21 protein-coding genes are annotated in these 21,299 nt (G+C 56.0%); 2 read left to right on the top strand and 19 right to left on the bottom strand.

The genetic code is table 11. The features are described from left to right. Positions 1-343: 343 nt before the first annotated feature. The 16 genes from VB144_03600 to VB144_03525 all read right to left on the bottom strand — a co-directional run bounded on the left by VB144_03600 (position 344) and on the right by VB144_03525 (position 17,315). Positions 344-1,348, bottom strand: coding sequence for a carbohydrate kinase family protein (locus tag VB144_03600; GenBank protein MEA4882744.1), 1,005 nt, complete (start codon positions 1,346-1,348; stop codon positions 344-346). A gap of 113 nt (positions 1,349-1,461) precedes the next feature. After that, the gene (locus VB144_03595; GenBank protein MEA4882743.1) at positions 1,462-1,683 is read right to left on the bottom strand and encodes a hypothetical protein; all 222 of its coding nucleotides are present in this window, start codon (positions 1,681-1,683) and stop codon (positions 1,462-1,464) included. Further along, positions 1,670-1,891 (bottom strand): hypothetical protein, encoded by a 222-nt coding sequence (locus VB144_03590; protein MEA4882742.1) that lies wholly within the window; start codon positions 1,889-1,891, stop codon positions 1,670-1,672. The genes VB144_03595 and VB144_03590 overlap by 14 nt, the downstream gene beginning before the upstream one ends. 766 nt (positions 1,892-2,657) lie before the next feature. Further along, positions 2,658-3,569 (bottom strand): ribokinase, encoded by a 912-nt coding sequence (rbsK, locus tag VB144_03585; protein MEA4882741.1) that lies wholly within the window; start codon positions 3,567-3,569, stop codon positions 2,658-2,660. 3 nt (positions 3,570-3,572) lie between these two features. After that, on the bottom strand, positions 3,573-4,196 hold the full coding sequence (locus VB144_03580; GenBank protein ID MEA4882740.1) for an SIS domain-containing protein: 624 nt from the start codon (positions 4,194-4,196) through the stop codon (positions 3,573-3,575). Between the two features lie 43 nt (positions 4,197-4,239). Continuing rightward, complete coding sequence (locus VB144_03575) at positions 4,240-4,995, bottom strand: glutamine amidotransferase (GenBank protein MEA4882739.1); 756 nt, start codon at positions 4,993-4,995, stop codon at positions 4,240-4,242. Positions 4,996-5,038: 43 nt separating this feature from the next. After that, a complete protein-coding gene (locus tag VB144_03570; protein MEA4882738.1) occupies positions 5,039-6,010 on the bottom strand; it encodes an ABC transporter permease in 972 nt (323 codons plus the stop codon). A gap of 34 nt (positions 6,011-6,044) precedes the next feature. Next, a complete protein-coding gene (locus tag VB144_03565; protein ID MEA4882737.1) occupies positions 6,045-6,986 on the bottom strand; it encodes an ABC transporter permease in 942 nt (313 codons plus the stop codon). Between the two features lie 24 nt (positions 6,987-7,010). After that, a complete protein-coding gene (locus tag VB144_03560) occupies positions 7,011-8,531 on the bottom strand; it encodes a sugar ABC transporter ATP-binding protein (GenBank protein ID MEA4882736.1) in 1,521 nt (506 codons plus the stop codon). Between the two features lie 30 nt (positions 8,532-8,561). Further along, positions 8,562-9,956: an aminopeptidase P family N-terminal domain-containing protein gene (locus VB144_03555; protein ID MEA4882735.1), complete on the bottom strand. Its 1,395-nt coding sequence runs from the start codon at positions 9,954-9,956 to the stop codon at positions 8,562-8,564. Positions 9,957-9,997: 41 nt separating this feature from the next. After that, the gene (locus tag VB144_03550) at positions 9,998-11,281 is read right to left on the bottom strand and encodes an ArgE/DapE family deacylase (GenBank protein ID MEA4882734.1); all 1,284 of its coding nucleotides are present in this window, start codon (positions 11,279-11,281) and stop codon (positions 9,998-10,000) included. Then, positions 11,266-12,030, bottom strand: a complete 765-nt coding sequence (locus VB144_03545; protein ID MEA4882733.1) for a hypothetical protein — start codon at positions 12,028-12,030, stop codon at positions 11,266-11,268. Before VB144_03545 ends, VB144_03550 begins: the two co-directional genes overlap by 16 nt. A gap of 88 nt (positions 12,031-12,118) precedes the next feature. Next, entirely contained in the window at positions 12,119-13,114 is a 996-nt protein-coding gene (locus VB144_03540; GenBank protein ID MEA4882732.1) for an ABC transporter substrate-binding protein, read from the bottom strand. Positions 13,115-13,388: 274 nt separating this feature from the next. Beyond that, a complete protein-coding gene (gene xylB / locus VB144_03535; GenBank protein ID MEA4882731.1) occupies positions 13,389-14,948 on the bottom strand; it encodes a xylulokinase in 1,560 nt (519 codons plus the stop codon). Then, the gene (locus VB144_03530; protein MEA4882730.1) at positions 14,949-16,010 is read right to left on the bottom strand and encodes a TIM barrel protein; all 1,062 of its coding nucleotides are present in this window, start codon (positions 16,008-16,010) and stop codon (positions 14,949-14,951) included. Between the two features lie 39 nt (positions 16,011-16,049). Continuing rightward, a complete protein-coding gene (locus tag VB144_03525) occupies positions 16,050-17,315 on the bottom strand; it encodes an ROK family transcriptional regulator (protein ID MEA4882729.1) in 1,266 nt (421 codons plus the stop codon). Positions 17,316-17,550: 235 nt separating this feature from the next. Here VB144_03525 and VB144_03520 point away from each other — a divergent pair, with 235 nt between their 5' ends. After that, the gene (locus VB144_03520; protein ID MEA4882728.1) at positions 17,551-18,162 is read left to right on the top strand and encodes a HutD family protein; all 612 of its coding nucleotides are present in this window, start codon (positions 17,551-17,553) and stop codon (positions 18,160-18,162) included. 250 nt (positions 18,163-18,412) lie between these two features. Here the strand turns inward: VB144_03520 and VB144_03515 are convergent, their stop codons facing one another. From VB144_03515 to VB144_03505, 3 genes are all read right to left on the bottom strand, one after another. Beyond that, positions 18,413-18,937, bottom strand: coding sequence for a DUF4411 family protein (locus VB144_03515; protein MEA4882727.1), 525 nt, complete (start codon positions 18,935-18,937; stop codon positions 18,413-18,415). A 2-nt stretch (positions 18,938-18,939) separates the two neighbouring features. After that, positions 18,940-20,091, bottom strand: a complete 1,152-nt coding sequence (locus tag VB144_03510) for an ImmA/IrrE family metallo-endopeptidase (GenBank protein ID MEA4882726.1) — start codon at positions 20,089-20,091, stop codon at positions 18,940-18,942. A gap of 114 nt (positions 20,092-20,205) precedes the next feature. Continuing rightward, entirely contained in the window at positions 20,206-20,667 is a 462-nt protein-coding gene (locus VB144_03505) for a DUF4277 domain-containing protein (protein MEA4882725.1), read from the bottom strand. 351 nt (positions 20,668-21,018) lie between these two features. Here VB144_03505 and VB144_03500 point away from each other — a divergent pair. Then, positions 21,019-21,299, top strand: a 281-nt coding sequence (locus VB144_03500) for a hypothetical protein (protein MEA4882724.1), incomplete at its 3' end; no start/stop codon positions are given.

Raw genomic sequence — 21,299 nt, 5'->3', positions numbered from 1 at the left:
GACGTAGTTGAATCTGTCGTTTGCGCCCACCATATTGCCCCAAATACTACCCCAAGTCATGCTCGCTGAGTGACTTAGCCTCAGGTTCAGAGCCGCTAAACTTCATCCATCAGCTCGCCCAGTTCACGCGAGGCACGCGATGTCTAGGCGTTGTAGAGAAGCCCGCATTTCCTATCGGGTCACGGGCGACAGTGACTTCGTGCTTCTGGTCGAAGCAGTTTAGGCACGAATTCTCTGGCTTGCAGCGGATCTGGCTAAACGCTGCTATGGCTTGACCGTCTTCAACGGAGTTCAGCAAGGCTGTAATGTCTTGAAGATCCACAGCAATACTTCCGATTTCGCCTCACGGTTTCAGTGATGCTGCGAGCCCCGGCGCGCCGTGATCATGCAGAAACTGCGCAAGCGCCTCTAGATTCGCCATCTTCTCGGTTCCGCCTGTGCCCATCGTCGAAAGACCTGCGCATGCGTTTCCTATTGCAAGGCACTCACGGGTCGAGCGGCCTCGAAGCATGGCGTAGATGAAACCTGCATTGAACGCATCGCCGGCGCCTGTTGTGTCCACAACCTGCACATCATTGGCCGGACACGCGGCTACTTCATATCCGTCGCCGTCTCTCGAAACCGCCATTGCCCCCCGATGCCCCATCTTTGCAACCACCATGCGAGTCAGCGCAGCGATCCTTGCCGCAGCCTTGTAAGTTAGCTCTGGTTCAGTATCTTGGCCGAGCTTTGCTGCAATGCTCCTGACCTCTACCTCGTTGGGCAAGAATACGTCCACATAGGGCAACGCGTCAAGGATGCCGCCCTCCCACATCTCATCCGGGTCGTGCCCTGTGTCGAGTGATATTGTCATCCCTGCATCTTTTGCGGCTCTGAAGACTGTCGGCAGCGAGGGTCTTAAGCCAGATTGAAGGTAATAGGACGAACAGTGGAGGTGTCGCGCCCCCGTTTGGGCCAAGACACTCATCACGTCCAAATCCTCTGCGGCAGCGCTGGAGATCAGGCCTGGAATGGTCAGCAGGGCCCTGTCCGTTCCGTTCGTGAAACTGAGAGTCAAGCCTGTCGGTGCGCCGCCCACCTGTTTGACGTGGGATACATCCACTCCCTCCGACGACAGCGCTCTCAGGACAAACTCGCCGAACATGTCATCGCCCACTGCCCCCACGAACCTGACTCTTGCGCCAAGGCGCGCGAGGCCCACTGCGCATATGGCGGTGGAGCTCCCCAGGCACAGCTTGTATGACCGAGCGAGGTGTTCACTGCCCATCTCGATCTTGGCGTCTTGGGCGTCTACAATTATGTCCACATTCAGTTCTCCCAGGCACAGAACGTCTATACACAGAGTCATAATCATCCCTCCGAAACTCGACGAGGGTGATCGTCGAGCCATGGCACACCGGCCCTGGCGACGCTGTCGGTCAGCGCATATGTGATGGCTCTCGCACCGTTACTCTCTCGCCTCTATACGCTGCCGTCATCCAGATCCAGTATCATCTCAAGTTCGACCTCGTCGCAAATCGGTATCTCGTCCTCCCCAATCAAGGGTATCTCAGGCTTGATTCGCCGAGCCAGAGTCACGGCATCCCGATGAACCGCAACCAGGCGGAAACCCGCTTTATGGTAGAATCTCAGCGCAAAGGTGACGATCTCGCATTGGCCGTCGCGCACCTCATAGGTGAGCAAGCCAAGACGACTCGCCGCTTCCACGCACGCCCTGGATCACAGTGGCGTAGCCGTGACTGCCAGAGAGGTTGCCAAAGCCCGGCAGGTTGTGCCGCCCGTAGACAGTCCGCACGATGACCACAGGGTAGGCGCTAGGACCCGGTAATGCTACAAGGGTTGCAGGGTTCGCTCCACAGGATACCTGAACAAACTCAGTTCTGGTTTCCACCGTTCGCTCCTCCCCACTTCAGATACGCCGTCGCAGAGTTGGATGCTATGGAGTATGCTCTGTAGCGACACAGCAAGCTGTGGAGCCGCGACAGCGAGATCAACCGCAATCTCCACACAGACGCTGCGAAGACTCCCGAATCCGCCTATGGCCAATCTTTTCGCCACTCTTCGTGCCCGAGAGGCATCAGAAGCAGCTACGTCTGTGCAGCGAAGCGCGTCAGGTCAGATTGAAATGCCCAGCTTCTCTACGGGAATATTCGTATCCGCGCGGGAAACACCTTCCATGATAGCCTTCCTCATCGCCCATCACATCTGTGCCCCATCGCCAGACCTGCTCGCCAGGGCGCCAGAACACGCTCATGGGATATGTGTTACGACTGTGCGGAGGCTTGGCTGATGTCTCTGGTCAAGACCACGATGATCCCCGCCGCGGGGCTGGGCACTCGGTTGCGGCCGACCTGGTTGAGGGGTAATTCGACTTTGCTCACCTGCAGCGCATTCATTAACCTTTGCTTGGGGATATCTATGACTTTGCCGGGAAGACCAGTCGTCCGGGGCGCCGTCGGTATGCACTACCATTCCTCAAGTGAATCGCGACCCCTGAGAATCGTAAGATCCAATACACAGTGGAGACTTAACAACCGGCGTTGTGTGGCCGCGGATCGCTAGCCTGCGAGTCTGGCCGCACGACCCGGGATGTGGGTATTGATGCGGTAAGCCCCGACCCCACACTCGGACGCTCCCTCTTCAAAACTGTCGTCTCTCTACCGTATCTCATCTGCTCTGGGCAGCGATGGAATCGCTCCCAGCCTAGTTACAACTACTGCCGCTGCCTTGTTAGCGTAGCGAACCGCGTCAACCACCGTCGCGCCCGATGCTATTCCAAAGGCAAGTGCTCCACAGAACGCATCACCGGCGGCAGTGGTGTCCACTACGTTGTCAACCTTTTCGGCTGGCACGTGAATCGCGTTGCCAGCCTCCACAACATAGGCGCCCCTGGAGCCCAGAGTCACGATGACTGTGCCAGGCCCCTTCGCCATAAGGGATTTGGATGCGGCCGCCGTCGCCATCAGATCGTCAGGGGCGGCGCCTGTAAACCACTGGAACTCGATCTCGTTGGGCACGATCACACTCGTCATGCTCAGGAATGAGTCGGGTAGCTTCCTAGCAGGCGCGGGATTGAGAACAACCCTCACCCCGGCTCCATACGCGATTCGTGCCGCCGCCATCGACGCTTCCATGGGCACTTCCAGTTGAAGCAGCAGCACATCGGCGCCTCTTATGGCCTCAGAAGCCCTTTCGATATCGTCCACGCTCAGTTTGGAATTGGCCTGAGGCACTATGATGATGCTATTCTCTCCCGTATCCTCGACCACCGGATTACCCACACCAGTGCCCAGAACATCATCTGCCACGACGCGACTCGCATCTATGCCTTCCTCGGCCATGAGACTGAGAAACGTACTGCCGAGAGTGTCATTCCCCAGGCACCCAATCATGTTCACTTTGGCGCCTAGCCGGGCAGCTGCAACCGCCTGGTTAGCTCCTTTGCCTCCGGGAAACATGCCGAAACTGCTACCGACGATGGTCTCGCCCCTGGCCGGCCTTCGCGGAGCCCTCACAACCATGTCCATGATGAAACTGCCCACAACTGCGACTCTGGGCGTGTGTCCCAAGGCTCACTCACTCCTGTCGTCGTGCTTTCCAAGTCTTCCGCCTAGGCTCCCGCCAGGATGGAATACGGCGAATCCCTGTGCATCGAATTGCTTCGCCGTCATCAAGGCTACAGCCACTGCATCCCCCATCGCCAGCATGGCGGTCGAGCTACTGGTGGGCGCCAAGCCAAGCGAATCGGCTTCCCTCTTCACCGGGCAAAGCAGAACCGCGTCGCTAACCGCGGCAAGCGATGATCCTGCGTTGCCCGTCAGCGCCACGACCCGCGCGCCGATCCCGCGTACGTGAGGTATCGCCTTCACCACTTCGGCCGTCTCACCGCTGTTGGATATTGCGAGCACTACGTCGTCAACGGTAATCATGCCGAAATCACCGTGAAACGCCTCTGCTGCATGGACGAAGAACGCAGGTGAGCCAGTGCTCGCCAGAGTGGCCGCAATCTTCCGGCCTACATGGCCGGACTTGCCCAGTCCGAAAACGACTACCCTTCCGGTACAACTCATCAGCAGGGCCACTGCTTCGTCGAATCTGTGATCAAGGCCATCAGCCACGGCGCTTATCGCTTCAGCCTCAGCCAACATGGCCTTGCGACCGGTCTCAGTCCATTTCCCAGTCTCCAATAGAGGCACCTCCAGCAAGGTAGTTCAACTCCTGGCGCGGCGGAGATCGTCACTATGCCCGCTGGGCGAGCCAGTTGACTGCCTGTTGCCAAAACGGCCCGAAGTGGCCCCACTCAAGGAAAGCGTATGGCGCCCAGTGCGGCGCACAGTCCGACGTGAAAACCATCGTGCGGCCATGGCCGTACTCCCCAACTGCCAGGATAGGATCGCCTTCGTGTTCCAGAAGCACGTGGGCTTCGGGCTTAGCGATAACCTGGTTGTAGCCCAGGAAAAACGGCCACTCGCCCGGGATGCCCTGAAGAACGGGATGCTCCGGGTCAACTACTCGTGGTTCAAAGCCCTCAGGCGCCTCGGCTCTATCGTCGTACTCATGGATGGTCACCGGGAGGCACTCCTCTACGGGCGTGCGATGCCAACGGCCCCGTCCATCGATGCCCTGGAACGTCATGTAGCCCCCGATCATGCACAGCCCGCCGCCTTCGCTCACATACTGTCGAAGCAGCTTTAGTCGGTTGGGCGTGCGTTGCGAACGCACATAGGTATCGGGATGCAGCAGGAACGAGTTACTTCCGATGTCGCTGAGCATTATCACGTCGTATTTCTTCAACTCAGCGAGATCCGCAGGGAAGCTCGTCGCCACCGCCTGTGATGGAAGGTGGTCTACACTGATTCCGCCATCCTCAAGGGCCTCTTTGAGCCACTTGACTCCTTCGTTGTGGGATACCGTCATGAAGTAGTCGAACCCTTTGCAGTGCGCTTCCACACTGGTCCATGATTCGCCAACTATGAGCGCCTTAGTGGCTGTCATACCCTTCATCGCCTCCGCGCCAAGTGTTATGGTCGTGTGTGTTCTACCTCACGCCCATCTTACGCTGGTTCATTGTGACTGTCAGAAGTATGATGGCCCCGATGATTCCCTGTTGAATGTATGGGTTGATGAGCAACAGATTCATCAAGTTGTTTATCATGGCGATTATCAAGGCGCCCACTATGGCGCCTGATACGGATCCGCGCCCGCCGGCGAAACTCGTGCCCCCAATTACGACTGAAGCCACTGACTGAACGTTGTCGTTCAGGCTGATGTAGGGGCCGCCCATGTCCATCTTGGATGTGATCATGATGCCTGCTAGAGCCGCGCATACGCCTGAGAGGATGTACGCAATCAGCTTAACTCTGTGGGTGCTGATGCCAGAAAGGTTGGCGGATTTTTCATTCCCGCCCACGATGTATACCTCGCGTCCGTAAACCGTTCTCGCTAAGAGGAATACACCCAACAGCGCGGTATTCGCCCACACAAGTATCTGTATGCCAATGCCGGCCACAGTTCCTCGTCCGAACACTAGCAGCTCTTTCGAAAGGCCGTATATGGGTCGAGCCTGGGTGGTCAGGGTGGCGATGCCCCGAGCAATGCTCGACATGGCCAGTGTGGCAATGAACGGCGGAACCTTGCCTTTCGTGACAATCAACCCGCTGGTGAGGCCGCATGCAGCGCCAGCTGATACGCCGATGACCAGCGGCCAGATGATGCCGTATCCACTGGTGTTCAGGTAGGCAACAACCATGGATACTAGCGCCACAACTGATCCCTGTGATAGATCTACACCTGCCAGCAGAATGACCAAAGTCTGGCCCACGGCCATGATGCCTATTCCGGCGTATTGCCTCAGCATGTTGTGGAGGTTTGCTGGGCTCAGGAAGATGCCTTTTGAAAGCACCGTCGATACCACCGTTAGCAGCAAGAGCACCGACAGGCGGGGATTCCTGCCAAGGATCGCCAGTATCCGCGACCAGCTCGATTTGCTCGTATCGGCTGAGAGTTCCATAGTCGATTCTCCTCACTTCTGGCTTGTGCTATGTTCACTCCGGCTTCCTGGTTCTAAGGATCACTGCGATTATGATGAGAACGCCGATGGCAACTGGTTGCACGAAAGGCGACACTCCCACCAGGTTGAGAATGTTCTTGACAACACCGACTATGAACAGGCCCAAGAACGTGTTGTGGACCTCGCCTTCGCCTCCAAAGAAGCTCGTGCCCCCGATTATGGCTGCGGTAATGGCTTGAGTCTCATAATCTACGCCTCCATCAGGCAGGCCCAGGGTGACATAGGATGTGTAGAACAACCCAGCTATGCCCGCCAAGAACCCCGATATGGCGTAGACTGCGATCTTGACTCGCTCTGCACCTATGCCCGATAGCCTGGCGGACTCACTGTTACTGCCTACGGCATATACGGACCTCCCCAGGCTCGTGTATTTCAAGAAGAACCACGTTAGGGCATACATGACAACCATAGCTACTCCCACAAGCGGGATCTTCCCCACCATGGAACTAGTCAGAGCGGTGAAGCTCTGTGGCACTCCGTAAACCGGCTGTCCGTTGGCAATGACCAGGGCCATGGAGCGCACGACGCCCATGGCGCCCAGGGTCAGCACGAATGAGGGCATCCGGGTTTTCGTCAGCAGCACTCCGTTTACCAAGCCAATCACAGTAGTTGCCGCGACTGCCGTGACAACCGCCAGGGCCAGGCTCTTTGGCGCCAGTGTTGCGACTATCACTGAGGTCAACGCCACCTGCGATCCTACCGACAGATCAACCTCGCCAGTAACCAACACCATTGTCATCCCGCACGCCAATATGCCGAATGTCGCAGAACCAATAATGACGTTCTTGAGGTTCTCGTACGTAAGGAACGGCGGCGAAATGAAGGCACACACCACGATGATCACTGCAAGAGTCAAAGGCAAGAACATGTTGCCCAGAAGACCAGCAGCGGTCTTTCTTTCGAGGTCTCGTTGCACTTGAAACACCTCTCTCACCCCTACTCAGCTGACCGCCGGCGATTGCCTCAATTCCTGAGGAATCGCGTATTTCAGGATGTCTTCCTGGGTTGCCTGATCCGCCATGAATTCCTTCCTGATCTGCCCATTCGACATCACAAGGATCCGGTCAGACAGCGCCATGAGTTCGGGCAACTCCGACGACACCAGTATGATGGATTTGCGTTCCCGCACCATTGCAGCTATGAGCTTGTAGAATTCCAACTTGCTGCCGACGTCAATTCCTCGCGTAGGTTCATCAAGCAGTAGGATCCTGGATTCAGAGGCCAGCCACTTGGCAAGAACCGTTTTCTGCTGGTTTCCTCCGCTAAGCGTTCCTACTTCCTGCTTCAGTGAATGACATTTGACGCCAACGTAGTTGGCTAACTGCGCTACCCTGGCAAAGAGTTGGGGAAAGCGCACTATGAACTTGAACACCCTGTGCACAAGCACCCCTACGGAGATGTTCTCCTCTATACTGCGGCAGAGCACTACTCCTTCGTTCTTTCGGTCTTCCGGAACGAGACCTAGGCCATGCCGGATGGCGCTTCTTGGCGAAGTGATGGGGTACGGCTTGCCGTTTATGGCCACAGAACCCCCGTCTGGCTTGTAGGCGCCGAACAACGTCTTGAGCAGCTCTGTTCTTCCTGCCCCCACAAGGCCGGCTATCCCCAGGATCTCGCCTTCGCGCAGCTGAAAGTCGATGTCTTTGATCTTGCCGCTCACGGTGAGCCCCTTGGCCTCAAGCACCGTGTGCCCGATCTCGACTCTCTCCTTATAGAACTGCTCCTCGAGTTCGCGGCCTACCATCCATTTGATGAGCTGCTCCATGCTCACGTCCTTCATCTCGGCAGTGGCGACATACTTCCCGTCGCGCAGCACCGTGACTCTGTCGCCTATCTCGAAAGCTTCCACCAATCGGTGCGTGATGTACACAATGGCCACGCCTTGCTGTTGGAGCTGACGAATGATGCTGAACAGGCGCTCGAGTTCGGCGCCTGTGAGTACGGCCGAAGGCTCATCCATTATCAGCACTCGCGAATCCTGTGATAGAGCCTTGACAATGGCTACTATCTGCTGCTCTGCTACTGTCAGCTGCCTCACTTTGGCCCGGGCGTCGATGGGAACGTTGAACCGGCCCAGGAGTTCTTGAGCCCGTCGGTTCATCTCGGCCCAGTCCACCAGACCTGCACGAGTCGTGGGTCTGCTTTCCACGAATATGTTCTCCGCAACCGACAGTGTTGGCAGGAGGTCAAGTTCCTGATAGATGGCCCTTATCCCCAGGGCTTTACCGTCCTGCGGGCCGTTTATCTCCACAGGTTCTCCGTTTGACAGGATCCTCCCAGAAGTCTTGGAAAGTGCGCCGGTCATTATCTTTATTAGAGTGGACTTGCCGGCCCCGTTCTCACCAATCAGGCAGTGGACCTCGCCGGACCTCAGCTCGAGGTTCACGTTCTCTAGAGCCTTCACGCCTGGAAACTCCTTGGTGATCTGCTCCATCTTAAGAACAGGATTGTTGTCAGCCACAGCGCACGCGTCCTTTCAACGTATGATCTGCTACAGTTGCAGCCCAAGTGCTAGCTCAGGCCTTAGCATGTACGGGCTGAGAACGCCTTGAATGCTGCTCATCAGCAGAACATCCTCTGATAGCCTGATGCCGAGCGTCTCGGTGAAGCGTCGTCTCCTCTGCTGCATTCTCTCGGCAGTCGCCGGGTATCTGCTGATCAGTTCGGCTCTTAGAGCAGCATCTGCCAGAACCAGGCCATCCTCAACGTGAACACCGTAATATGGAGCGCCTGTAGACGATATAATGTCGCACTGCATCGCCATGCCCGATCTCAGCTCGCATGTGGAGCCTGGTGAAAACGGCGAATGAGGCCACTCATCAAGGTGTATCAGATGACCGGGGTTCAGTGCCACTCCATATTGCTGATCCTCAACGAAGTCCTTGACTGCCTCATATACCTCGCCAGCAGCCTTACCCACCGCAAGGCTGGAATACCATCTGGCCATCATCTTGAAATACGGTATATAGAGATCCTCCACCACCCCTGTAGTTTCAGAGGCTAGCTGATCCTTGTTCTCTACTGCGAATCCTGATCGCGCCATGTTGGCGCCCCATACGCCGTAACCGAAGTTCACGAAGTCGCCGATTTTCAACTTATTGCCGGGCGACGGCGAAGCCAGACCCAGCATGGCGCGCTCCCCGAAGGACATGGTAAGGTGGCATGACAGAGGCGGATAGCCTGCATAGCCAAACAGAGCGGACGCCTCCAGAGCCGAAATGCCCTCCCTTAGCCCTTTCAGAACACGATTCACCCCACTGTAGACTACCTCGGCCCCGTATTCGAAGAAGGCGATATCATCCACATTCAGGCAAACGCGAAGCCCGTTCACTGGGTTTGTGAACATATCGGCTGCATTGACGACGTTTTCGTAACCTGCGAGAGATCGAAGAATATCGACGATCAAGCCTGGAACATCAGTTGCGTGCTCTGGGTCATCTACTTCACGGGGACCATAATACTTCGATCCCACCATGCCCACCCTTGCCCCACTGGCGATGCCTGCATCATTCAGCATCTGCTTGAGTGAAGGGCTCTTGCCCCTGGGCTGGCCCATCAAGCTGAAGGACTGGCAGAGTGCCACATCCATTTCAACTTCGGATATGCTTGCATACGCCATGCCCTCGTTCCCAACGAACAGGGCGGGCCTATTGCCCGGAGATATGACGAGGAGCGCCTCTTCAAATCTGGGATCATATCCGGTTAGAAAGTGCATATTGGCAAAATGCTCGCGGTCAGCGTATACCACCAGATGCGATAGCCCGCGTTCTTGCATGGCGCCGACTGCTCGCTTGATACGGTCATCATATACGCTCTTGGCTATGGCGGGCACTTCCATGGGCGCCATAGGTTCTGGAAACTCTACTTCGACTAGTCTGACTGTCATGTCGCACTCCTCCTATGACTGCTGTGCGGCGATGGCCAGCATCATTCAGCATCGCGCCGACCGCACCAATTGAAGATCAACGCGGCATAGATCAACACGAAATCGAAGAACTCCTCGACAGGAATTGACTCGTTGACCACGTGACAATCTTCCATTCTCCCGGGCCCCATAATGACTGTGGGCATCTGGCCGATATTCCGCATCAGCCTGGCGTCGTTCGCGGCAGGGCTGCCGGTAACCACGGTTTCATCCCCCAGAACCTGTGAGGAACACGCATGTGCCGTTCGTACGAAGCAGTGATCCGGATCCATTCCGAATCCCAGCCCCTGCTGGTATATGCTGATAGTGGGCGGGTTCTTGCGCAGCCATTCATCGCCCTGCGAACGCAGGAGCAACGTATCCTTGACTTCCTTTATCACGGCGCCGTGTGTCATCAAGCTAGGAACGTAGTGCAGGCAGAACTTGAAGGTGCAGCTGTTGGGCACATCGTTTCCGGCAGTGCCTCCACTTATCACGCCCACGTTCAAGGTTGGCGGCGGCAATACAGGATGCCTGCATGTCATGAGCCATTTGTTCTCCAATTCGCGCAGAGCATCGATAAGGAATATGGCCTTGTCTATGGCGTTGACGCCCTTCCACTTTGACGACGAGTGCAGAGCAACGCCAGTGACGTTGACCTCAAAAAAGATGAACCCCATATGCGCCACAATCACGTTTCTGCAAGTGGGCTCACACACCACTGAGGCATCTGCCCGACGACCGTTGAGCATCGATACCAGGGTCCCATTGCCCCCGCCCTCTTCATCCACGACGGATAGCAGGGTAACGTCGCCAGGAAGCTCGACGCCTGCATCCTGCAGAAGCTTCACACCTAGTACGCTTGCCATGAGCCCTGCCTTCATGTCGGCCACTCCGCGCGCGTACAGCATCCCATCTCTAATCTCAGGCTTGAGCGGGTCGCTGTGCCACAAGGACAAGTCGCCTGGAGGCATGATATCAACATGGCCGTTGAACATCAGCGACCTGCCGCCTGCCGACCCCTTGAAGCTGGCTACAAGGTTGTAACGGTCGTCATAGTTGTGATCGGGATTCCCCTCCTGGTATTCCGCAATTCCCCTTTGAACCAGACTCTCCTCAAGGGGTTCGCGAACCACATCCGCCCCCATGCTCTGGAGCAAGCTCTCAAGATAGTCCTGGCCGTTTTTCTCGCGTCCGCCCTGTATACCATGGCCTATGACCTGAGTATCACGGGATAGCAACTCCAGGAGATAGTTGAGGTACTCGTCCTTTCGCTCATTCAGAGCAGCTCTCAGTCTCTCGTACATCGACACTCATCCCCCTTGTGCTCAGTTCTTGGTCGGGTGACGATCAACGCCAGGCAAACAAGCACGAGCAAACCTACAGTCACGCTCTTGACGGCATTTTCGAACACGTAGGACTCCTCCGCAGCAACGCCGCTGCTGAAATCCCACTTCAACTCGTGATTGACGCCATCTTTTGAAAAAGCCACTGATATCCACTCGGTGTCGGAGGTTATGAACTGCTCTCCTGAAGTGGAGAAAGCCGCGTTGTACTCAGCCTGATAGTAGGTTCCCCGGCTGTAACTGGTTCGGAGCTCAGGCTCTCCTCCGGAAACATCAACCAGGCCGAACTCAGCACCCTTGTCGTTCCTAACAGTCAAGTCCCACGCGCTGATGTCAAGTTTCTGCGTGTCGCTGCCGTGCGATAGCCTGATTCTGAAGGGAGTCTGTACTGCGTATGATTCCTCTAGCAATGCTGTGTACTCCCGAAGATTGTCTTCGCTCACCTCACCCTCAACTACGGCTGAGGCCAGAGCCAGTTTGGGATCTACATAGCACACTTCAACTGAAACGTTGTCGGCCAGTGAAGCCTTCTGGGTCCATTCGACGATCAACCCATAGTAGTTTGTCTCCAGATCCTCTGGGCCCAATCTTGAAATGTCAGTTGTGGGGATGGGAATCTCGGGAGCGTCATCCGCCACGGCCACCCCGCACATCGACATGATCAGCGCAACACCTATCACAAGTATCACGCGTGATGAAGCGCATCGCATGCTCACTACCTCAATCCCTTAGTCTATATGGCCCGCAGAGTCTAGAAGGGGGGCCGAAGCCCAGGGCTATGGCCCCCCAAGCTGATGCCTAGTAGAACAGATCCTCTGCCAGCATCCTGTTGTAGTAGTTCACGGTGAACGACTTGCCAGCAGGTGTTTTCATTTGGTACAAGTTCGATTTCAGCATCTGCACTGGCTGCACGGGCTTGCCCGCCAGGTAATCCAGAGCCGTCTTGATCGCGGCCTCTCCGAAGTGGGGCGCGTAGTCGGAAATGGCTAGATGCTCCCCGTCCACGACGGTCTTGATGGCTGCACGCTGGCCGTCTATGGTGACAAGGCGCCCGATCAGTTCGGTTCTGCCAGCTGCCTTAATGGCCTGCAGAGCACCAAGGCCCATCTCGTCGCTGTGGGTGTACACGATATCGATGCTACCCTTGGGGAAGCGCTCCAAGTAGTTCTCCATGACCTTGGTACCGTCAGCCCTGTTGCCGTTGCCGGTCTGGCTGGCAATTATCTTGATGTTGGGGTACTTGCTGATCGCGTTTCTGAAGCCCTGGAACCTCTCGATGGTCGCCGACGAGCCGATCATCTCCTGGATCTCCACGATGTTGCCCTTGTACTGCCCGTAGGTATCCTTGAGGGACTCAGCAACGAACTTGCCCAACTCTTCAGCGATCTGGAGGTTGTCTTTGCCGATGAACGCAACGTACTTGCCGCTGCCAGGCTTCGATTCGATACTTCTGTCGATGCAGATCAACGGTATTCCCTTCTCGTCGCACATCTTCTTGACTGGATCGAGCGCCGCGGCCTGGAACGGCGACATGATCAGGGCGTCGGGATTCTTGAGCAGCAAGTCTCTCACCTTGGTGAGCTGAACTGCTGCGTCACACTCGCCGTCGTTCCATATCAGCTCTACTCCGAGCTTCTCGGCCCAGAACTTGATGTCGTTGGTCATGGCCACTCTCCAGGGGTGGTTCATGGCGCACTGTGAGAAGGCGATCACGGGTTTCTTCGCCGCGAAGCCCATCGTCGCGATGGTCACAACAAGAACAGCAGTCATTACGATTGTAAGCAACTTGCGCATTTACGGATCCTCCTCATGTCTTAGTCTTGTTCCGATGTCGAGCTTCTGGTAGACTCCTACCCACCCAGACACCTAACCATACCGGAGAACGAGGCGCCCGATGCTAGATCCCCAACCCTGCAGCATCATCACCTTTCCCTTAAGAATGTGCTGACAATTGCCAAGGCAGTATGCTGGATACTTAGTTTGTTTTATATCCCAACCAATAGCCTTGCATTGCCTCGACCCTGTACTTCATGTGCCCGGGCAATCGCCAGCAACCTCCAATGGCCCCTTAGGGCCTTCCAAACATGTGTGCCGAATCCTCAAAAAACGGCTTCAACGCCCCATAGAGCGGTCGATACAGCGAGTAGATCCCATCGTAGGCTTTGGCCTGATTGTCATCAGCTCGCACGCTCTTTGAAACGCGGATAAGGCTGTTGCAGGCCTGTTCCACTGAGCTGAAGGCTCCCACACCCACAGCTGCCAGTATGGCGGCTCCATAGGCTGGCCCTTCATCAACTGATGTGATGTTGACAGCCGTGTTCATCGTGGCCGCCAGTATCTCTCGCCATAGCTCGCTCCTTGCTCCGCCGCCAGTGACGCGTATCTCATCAGCCTCAACACCCACTTCTCTTGCCAGTTCCACGCAGTCCCTCAGGCTCATGGCTACGCCTTCCAGCACGGCGCGAGTCATATGCGCCTTGCCGTGTCGCAGCGACAACCCTACGAACGCTCCCCTCGCGTTAGCGTCGGTGTAGGGTGTGCGTTCGCCCGCCAGATATGGCAGAAACAGCAATCCTTCGCTGCCCGGCTCGACCTTTTGGGCCTCAGCCGTCATCAGGTCATATGGATCTTCACCAGTTGCGCCAGCTCGAAGCAGTTCCTCCTGGCACAACGTATCGCGGAACCATCTCAACGAACCTCCTGCAGCCAGAGTTACGCCCATAAGGTGCCATTTGCCAGGGATCGCGTGGCAAAACGAGTGCAGCCGCGCCTGGCGGTCGAACACAGGCTCATCGCAGTGCCAGAACACGACCCCGCTGGTGCCCAAGGCACATGAGGCCGCTCCCGTGGTTACGATACCATTGCCCACTGCTCCCGCCGCTTGGTCGCCTGCGCCAGCAACCACAGGCGTACCCGCTGGGATTCCCAGTGCCTGACTGGCCTCATGTGTGACTCTGGCCACGATCTCAGGCGATTCAGCGCAGTCGGGCATCCATGATTCCGGTATCCCCAATGCGGCGTGCATCTGCGACGACCACTTTCTGTTTGCCACATCGAACAGCAGAGTGCCGGAAGCGTCAGATACGTCGGTCGCCATTGAACCTGTCATTCTGTAACGAACGTAGTCCTTTGGCAGAAGCACCTTGCGAGTTCGCGCGTAAACGTGGGGTTCGTTCTTCTTCACCCACAAGATCTTTGGAGCTGAAAAGCCGTTGATCGCCTTGTTTGACGTGAGTTCTACCAAGGCTTCCCGGCCTCCAACACGCTCCTCGATCTCACTGCACTGCTCATCGGTACGTTGATCGCACCAGAGCATGGCCGGGCGGAGGACTTCACCATCGGCGTCGAGGAATACCGTGCCATGCATCTGCCCTGTGAGACCGATTCCCATGACCCGAGGCAAACGCCCCCCATCAACGGCCGATGCTCGCTCGATGCAGGCATGCACAGCTCTGATGGTTGCGTTCCACCAATCGGCGGGATCCTGCTCCGCCCAGTTTGGCCTGGGAATGTGCAGTGCGTGATCCGCCTTCCCCTCTGCTGCCACCTTGCCTTCTACATCTATGACGATGGCTCTGACGCCGGTGGTTCCCACATCAATACCCAAAAACCCGTCCACTTCGCCCACCTAACCTCGGCTCCGGCTTGCGTGAACCGACTTGACGAATTCGTTGTCGAGGCCCAAGGCCCTGAACACTATCTTGCTTCCGCCTACGGCATCGTGTGCTTCCTGTGCTCGAGCAAGCGTGTCGGAGTCAACTCGCGCAGCCAGTGAGTCTATGAACTCCCACTGGTACACGTTCTGGCGAACTGCCTCAATCTGGTCCTCCGTGTATGGGAACAGATCGAATCCCACTCGCTCGCCATTGGCGCCGTAGCCATTCCTGCGCAGCTCTAGGGCTAACTCAAGGGTCTGCATGAAGAAAGACGACCCCACCATGTTGTCGTCATCAAATGTGCCCCAGCCAGAGTTCCCATGGTTGTGACCGAGCAGGTTCTCTTTGGCAAGCAAAGCAGCGTATTCAGCAAGAGGCTCACCATTCATGATCAGATGCTGCCAGTCCATGTTTATCTTGAGGTTGTCGGTGTTGACTCCCAACTCCTTGACTTTGCGAATCACAAACATCGTCATGCCGATGTCCCTCATAAGTATCCTCATCGCGGGTTCGGAGTTCTTGTGCTCCAAAAGAACCGTTACGCCGCGCTCATTGGCATGGGCCACAATCTCGGCTATGGCAGATACGAAATGATCCCATACTTGACCGTACCTGATCTGGAACGAATAGTTGTACCCCTCGCCGCCCGGCCAGATAATAAACTTGGCGCCAACCGACGCTGCTAGGTCTACACCTCTCTTGGCAATCTCGGTTGATTCCTTGCGGATGGCAGGGTCAGGATTGATGAATGAGCCCGACGCATATCTAGGATTGGAGAACAACCCAAGTGCAACCGCATAGAGATCTGCCGGGCGAAGCACATCCATGACCTTGTCAATGGTGTTCTCGTCTACCTCTCCTGGATAGTGAAACTCGTATCCATCAACTAGATCGCCCAGTGAATCAACTACTCTGCGAACCCTGTCGGGCATAGCCTCAGCATGGGCCTCAGGATGATAGCCTGACGGCATGAAACGTGTGGCATTATGGCCAAAGGCCCATATCCCGACGCTATTCTTGACTCGACTCTGCATTGGATCGTTATCCCCCTTTGACAGCATGCACGATGCACACTATGAGTATATGTTTGGAAGACTTAGGATCTGATTGAGAACCATAGATATTGCTCCGATGACACATGCGTCTGCCCCTAGCATCGCTGGCACAAGCTGCAAGCCGTCGGCAAGCTGCACTAGAGCGTGTTTGCGCATTTCCCGTTCTGCTTCTTCCAATACGAAACCCATCATGCGGCCCATGGAGTTGCCCACAATCACTAGTTCAGGGTTGAAAGCGTTTACGAAACCGGCAATGCCAGTTCCAAGGCTTCGTCCCGTCTCCTTCAAAGCCTCAATCGCCACTGCATCGCCCTTCTCGCAGGCTTCAAGCAGGTCATCCGCGGTAAGGCGACAACCGCTGCTATGGCTGCGCCGCGAAGAAATGGCCTCCTGCAAGAGCGTTTGTCGCCCAGCCTTAATGGATGACTTGACCCGATGTATCGCGGCGCTTTCCGATGCCACCGTTTCCCAGCAGCCATGGTTGCCGCAACCGCACTGGAGCCCGCCCGGGATCACAGTGAAATGGCCGACCTCACCCGCGTATCCTCTGAAACCGCGCAGCAACCCCCCATTTACGAAGATCCCCGCTCCGATTCCTATGCCGGCGCTGAAGTAGATCATGTTCTGAGCGCCCTTCCCTGCTCCAAACCACTTCTCTCCTATGGCGCCTGCATTTGCTTCATTGTCAACAAACACTGGAACGTGGAATTGAGACTGAACAAGCTCCCTCAGCGGCACGTTCTCCCAATGCAGGTTAGGGGCGAAAGCAAGCACGCCTCTGTCGGAATCCACAAGGCCAGGCACTCCCAACCCGATCCCCGCCAGCCCCCGTACTGTCGCAGGAGCCCTTTCAACGAACTGACGAATGCACGCGTTGATTCCGCTAACTACGTCTTCATGACGTGGATCTTCGCCAATGGGCAGTGTTTCTGTGGCCAGCACCTTCATGGTGAAATCGGCCATGGCGAGTTTGGCATAGTCCACTCCCAGATCCACACCCACCATCAAACATGCGTTGGGATTGGCCTGGAGCATCACCGGTTTCCTGCCAAGAGCCGATTCGCCCATTCCGTTTTCCACTACATACCCATCTGCAATCAACTCTTCGACCAGGCTAGAGACTGTCGCGCGGTTCAGCCCCGATAGCCTCGAGATCTCTGCACGGCATATGTCGGGCTGGTTCCATATGGCGTTGAGCACTATAGCCTTGTTTAGGCCCTTCACGAATCCCTGATTCCCTGTTTGAACAGGCATTAGCCAGTCTACGCGTCCACTCATCTCCATGGAACACTACCTCAACACAGCGGGGCTACTTTGGTTTGTTTAGTAACCCAACTAATTTTAGTGCTATCTTTCGACACCATTCCCTTGTCTCCTTCTTCGTTTCTGACGAAATTGGATTTTGCTCTAACTACAGTCGGTATTCAGCACCCTTGACGTCACAGGATGAAGGGTTTCTCAGCCGTAGGGGGTCAGGTGTCGGTAACCTGCTCTCCGAATCACAATAGGAGGCTGCAGCATGTTCGCAGATGTGCGCGTGGTGCGCCGAGACGAGCACCGCATCAGTACCTGGAGTGGCGGCGAAACGACCGAGTTGGCCATCTTCCCTCTCCACAGCCATTACGCGGCTCGGGATTTCGCCTGGCGCGTGAGCTCAGCCACAGTGGCCGTCATGACTAGTGAGTTCACACGCTTGCCCGGCTACGAGCGGCGCCTGCTTCTGTTGGCGGGTGAGCTTCGCCTACGGCCAGCCGCTGGCCTGGAAGTAGTGCTGCATCCGGGCGAACAGCACGTCTTTCAGGGCGAAACGCCTATGATCAGCTATGGGCTGGCAACAGACTTCAACCTGATGCTTGCCACAGGTTGGGCCGGACGTCTGACCCATATCGTCCTCGCGCCCGGAGAGCGCCTTACTTGGCGACCGGAAGACACCGCGCAGCATGCCCTGGCCTACTGCTGGCATGGGCATGCAATGTTCTCGCTGCCTAATGCCTCAACATGTAGCCTGGGAGCAGGAGATCTGCTGTGGGCTGCGTCCGACACGGCGCGCCTGGCGCCATACGATGTGGTTGACAATGGGCAGGACCAGCTTACACTGGTGCTGGTGTCGATCGCCTCCGATGGCAGTTGATCCTGCACGGAGGCGGGTGATTGGTTGGAGTAACGTGCATACTCATCGCGGTCTTCCTCCTGGAATTCGGGCCAATGGCGCTCCAGAATCCTATCCCTGCTTGATGAGCAGCCAAGATCAGCAACCATGCAGCTTGACGCTCGTGCCCTCATGCCGCGCGTTTCTGTTCATGCATCTTCGCCTCAGCTATGCGGGCAATAGCCCATATGCCGTAGGTAGACAGTACATGACCATCGAACGCAGCGGTCAGTCAAAGGTCATCACTCGTTGCAGCAACCTGGTTGCCCAATCCGCCTAGCTCGCGCAACATGTCAAATGTGTTCGTAAAAGGCACTCCAAAAGCATCACATACATCCGGAATCTTCACCCGTGTCTTGCTCTTCGGATCCGACGTTTCATGAGTCACGACAACACATTCCCTTGCCTTGGCATATGCAACCAGCCAAGCATCTGCCCCGTTGGCAAAACCTGATCTAGCCGCGGAGGTAAACCGGGGCTGTCGTTGTGCCCACCCCATGATATCCCTGTACACTCTTATGACATCCTCATCATCTGTAGAGGCAAACGCGTGGCTGAAATGATCACGCACCCAACTCCAGAGCTCATCTTTCCCTTTCTCCAATTCCTTTCTGACGCGGTCAATGCTCTGTATTCTTCCCTCATTGGCGTGCCAAATCAACCCTTCCCAGAAGTCTGGAACGAGATCAAACGCATAGTACTGACGCACCGCCTGTATGAAAACGTTGGAATCAAGGACATAGACTGGACACTCCATCGCTATACTCCATCCATCCCGATCAAGTTTATATACCGATGAAATGTGTTTCCATGCAGCCCTGTCAGATCATAAGCTTCGGAGTAAAGCAATCGGCCCTCTGCAGCAGCATTAGCGACTTCCGTAGCAAATCTTCGCCCGACACGCAGACTCTGGTTCACATAGAAATCTCCGCCGCTCTCTTTGCCATCAGCCACTCTGCGTTCATCATCTAGGTACGAATTATAGAACTTGAAGAACTGATCTTTGCTTATCAGTAACAGATCCAACGCTCGGCGCGCTGCGACGAGCGTACTCACTTTGAACTGATAGACAACCGCTTGAAGTGGTTCTGGATTGCTCTGAACGTACGGCCAGATTCGTCGCAACTCACTTTCTGGCACAAGAAACTCGGCGGCTACACGGTTGCAGGCTTTCTCCATGGGATCCTTGGCCGGCTGCATGCCGCGTAGGTCAAAAGCAGCGCTGCTGCCAAAGAAAACATGAGCTAGCTCATGGGCAAGCGTGAACATCTGCGCCGCCTTGCTGTCTCTGCCGTTCACGAACAACAAGGGGGCGTACTCATCCACCAGGACAAATCCGCGAAACTCATCTGGGGAGAGTCTTCTATTGGTATTATTCCCCACAACTCCGTTCACGACGGCCAGAATTCCAATCTCATCCATGGCCTCTCGCAAAGCGCGCAAAGCCTCACTCCAATTCGAATACGATGCAGCCCAGCCCGCTTCGAAGCCCAATGCATGGCGCATGCTTTCCACGATCGTTTTTGGATCTTCACCCATATGAACCGATCCCACAAAAGGCAGCGACTCCTGACCCCTTTCTATGAAAGACTCTCGCATCCAATTTTGGCGACTCTGCATTGTGTGGATCGTCTCTATTAGGTCGGGGCTGGGTTGACTCGGCATCCCATCGTCCAGAGTTCGAAAGTGGGAAATCGGCAGGCTTTCCTCGGGCGGCTCATCCAGAAAGAAGTATCCGAGTGGTGTGCGAGTGGTCTGCGCAAGGCGTTCGAGCTGCTTAAGGCTGGGCTGCTTTGTTCCGGAAATCCATTCATGGATCTTTGGAAACTTGTTCACAAGATGGTCCTCAGTGAGATTGGCGCGATTCAGCGCCCAACTCAAGACCTGCTCACTGACTTCAACCATGCTCATACCACTACCTCCTTCCGAATGGGTTCTTGCCCACTTGCGGCGTCGGGCACACTCTGACATGGATAGGTCGTCGAGTTCATTATACCCGATTGGAATTGCTCATGTAGACAGACGTCAAACGCGAGTCACTCCGATTCCGAACTTGGTCTGCTCTAGATCAGGCCTCCGATCCTTGCTGTATCCGAGGACCACCTGGATGGCGTTCTCGCAGTCCTGATTCTCATACTCTCCACACACTGAGAGGCTTGTCGTATCGAGGTGAACCGAACCCACCGCGACGTCATGCGCCTTAAGCGCGGAGGAGATCGCCTCCCCAAGAACCCTGTTTCCGCCTGCGCCGAAGAGCGCCTCTACGTCTTTGCCTTCGTAGAACTCCTCGACACGGTAGAGCGCCTTCTGATCCGAGAGGATGCGGATTGCCAAGGCTTCGACGGCCTGTCCAGGCGAGACTATGCATCTCGTCCGGTCCCATTCGCAGCATCTATCGATTATGTCGGCCAGGCCAATTCCTTCGCCATGGCGGCGATCAGAGAAGTCGCGCCTGCGGTCACCGGCCTCACCACGCCAAGAGTACAAGGGAGCTGTCTCCATTTGCAGGCCTGTCAACCGGTTCAAAAACCTTCACCTCTATGTCATCAATGGTGCGAAAGATGGGGCATGTCACGCAAGAGCTCACGTTCCGCATGTAACACATGGCAAGCAGGCATTTGGAGAGTGACCAGCTAAAGGCTTATTTGCTCGCTAGCCGGATCGGCCACATACACCAGTTCCGTCAGATTGTCGGTGAGTTGACTTACCAGTTGCTCGATCACTCGCCCGTTCCAGACCTTATCCGACTCATTCAGACCGTAAAGGAATCACTTTCCATTCGCAGGCCTGCTAATCGGCTGAAAAAACCTTCAACCCTGTGCCGTCAGGGTGCCGAATATGGGACACAGACGCATGTGGGACATCGGCGTAAGCTCGGACAAACGTGCCCTCTGGAATGCAAGCGAGGATCTGTTCATCTGTCCGGGCGACCATAAACTCGTATATGGAAGCTATGCCGGCGATTCCGGCATTGACATGAGATCGCTTCAACCCCTTGAACCCCGGAGTGTGGAGGTCAATGTCGATGAAATCGACATTGAAACGTCGATCATGTCGATGAAACCAGCATTGAGACTCTCCAAACGCGCGTTCCGGCGAGATTGGCGACACTGCGCGCG

This window comes from Clostridia bacterium (genome assembly GCA_034926675.1).
Taxonomy (GTDB): Bacteria; Bacillota; DTU025; order DTU025; family DTU025; genus JAYFQW01.
The sequence above is the reverse complement of the archived record's forward strand: the minus strand, read 5'-3'. Positions and strand labels throughout refer to the sequence as shown.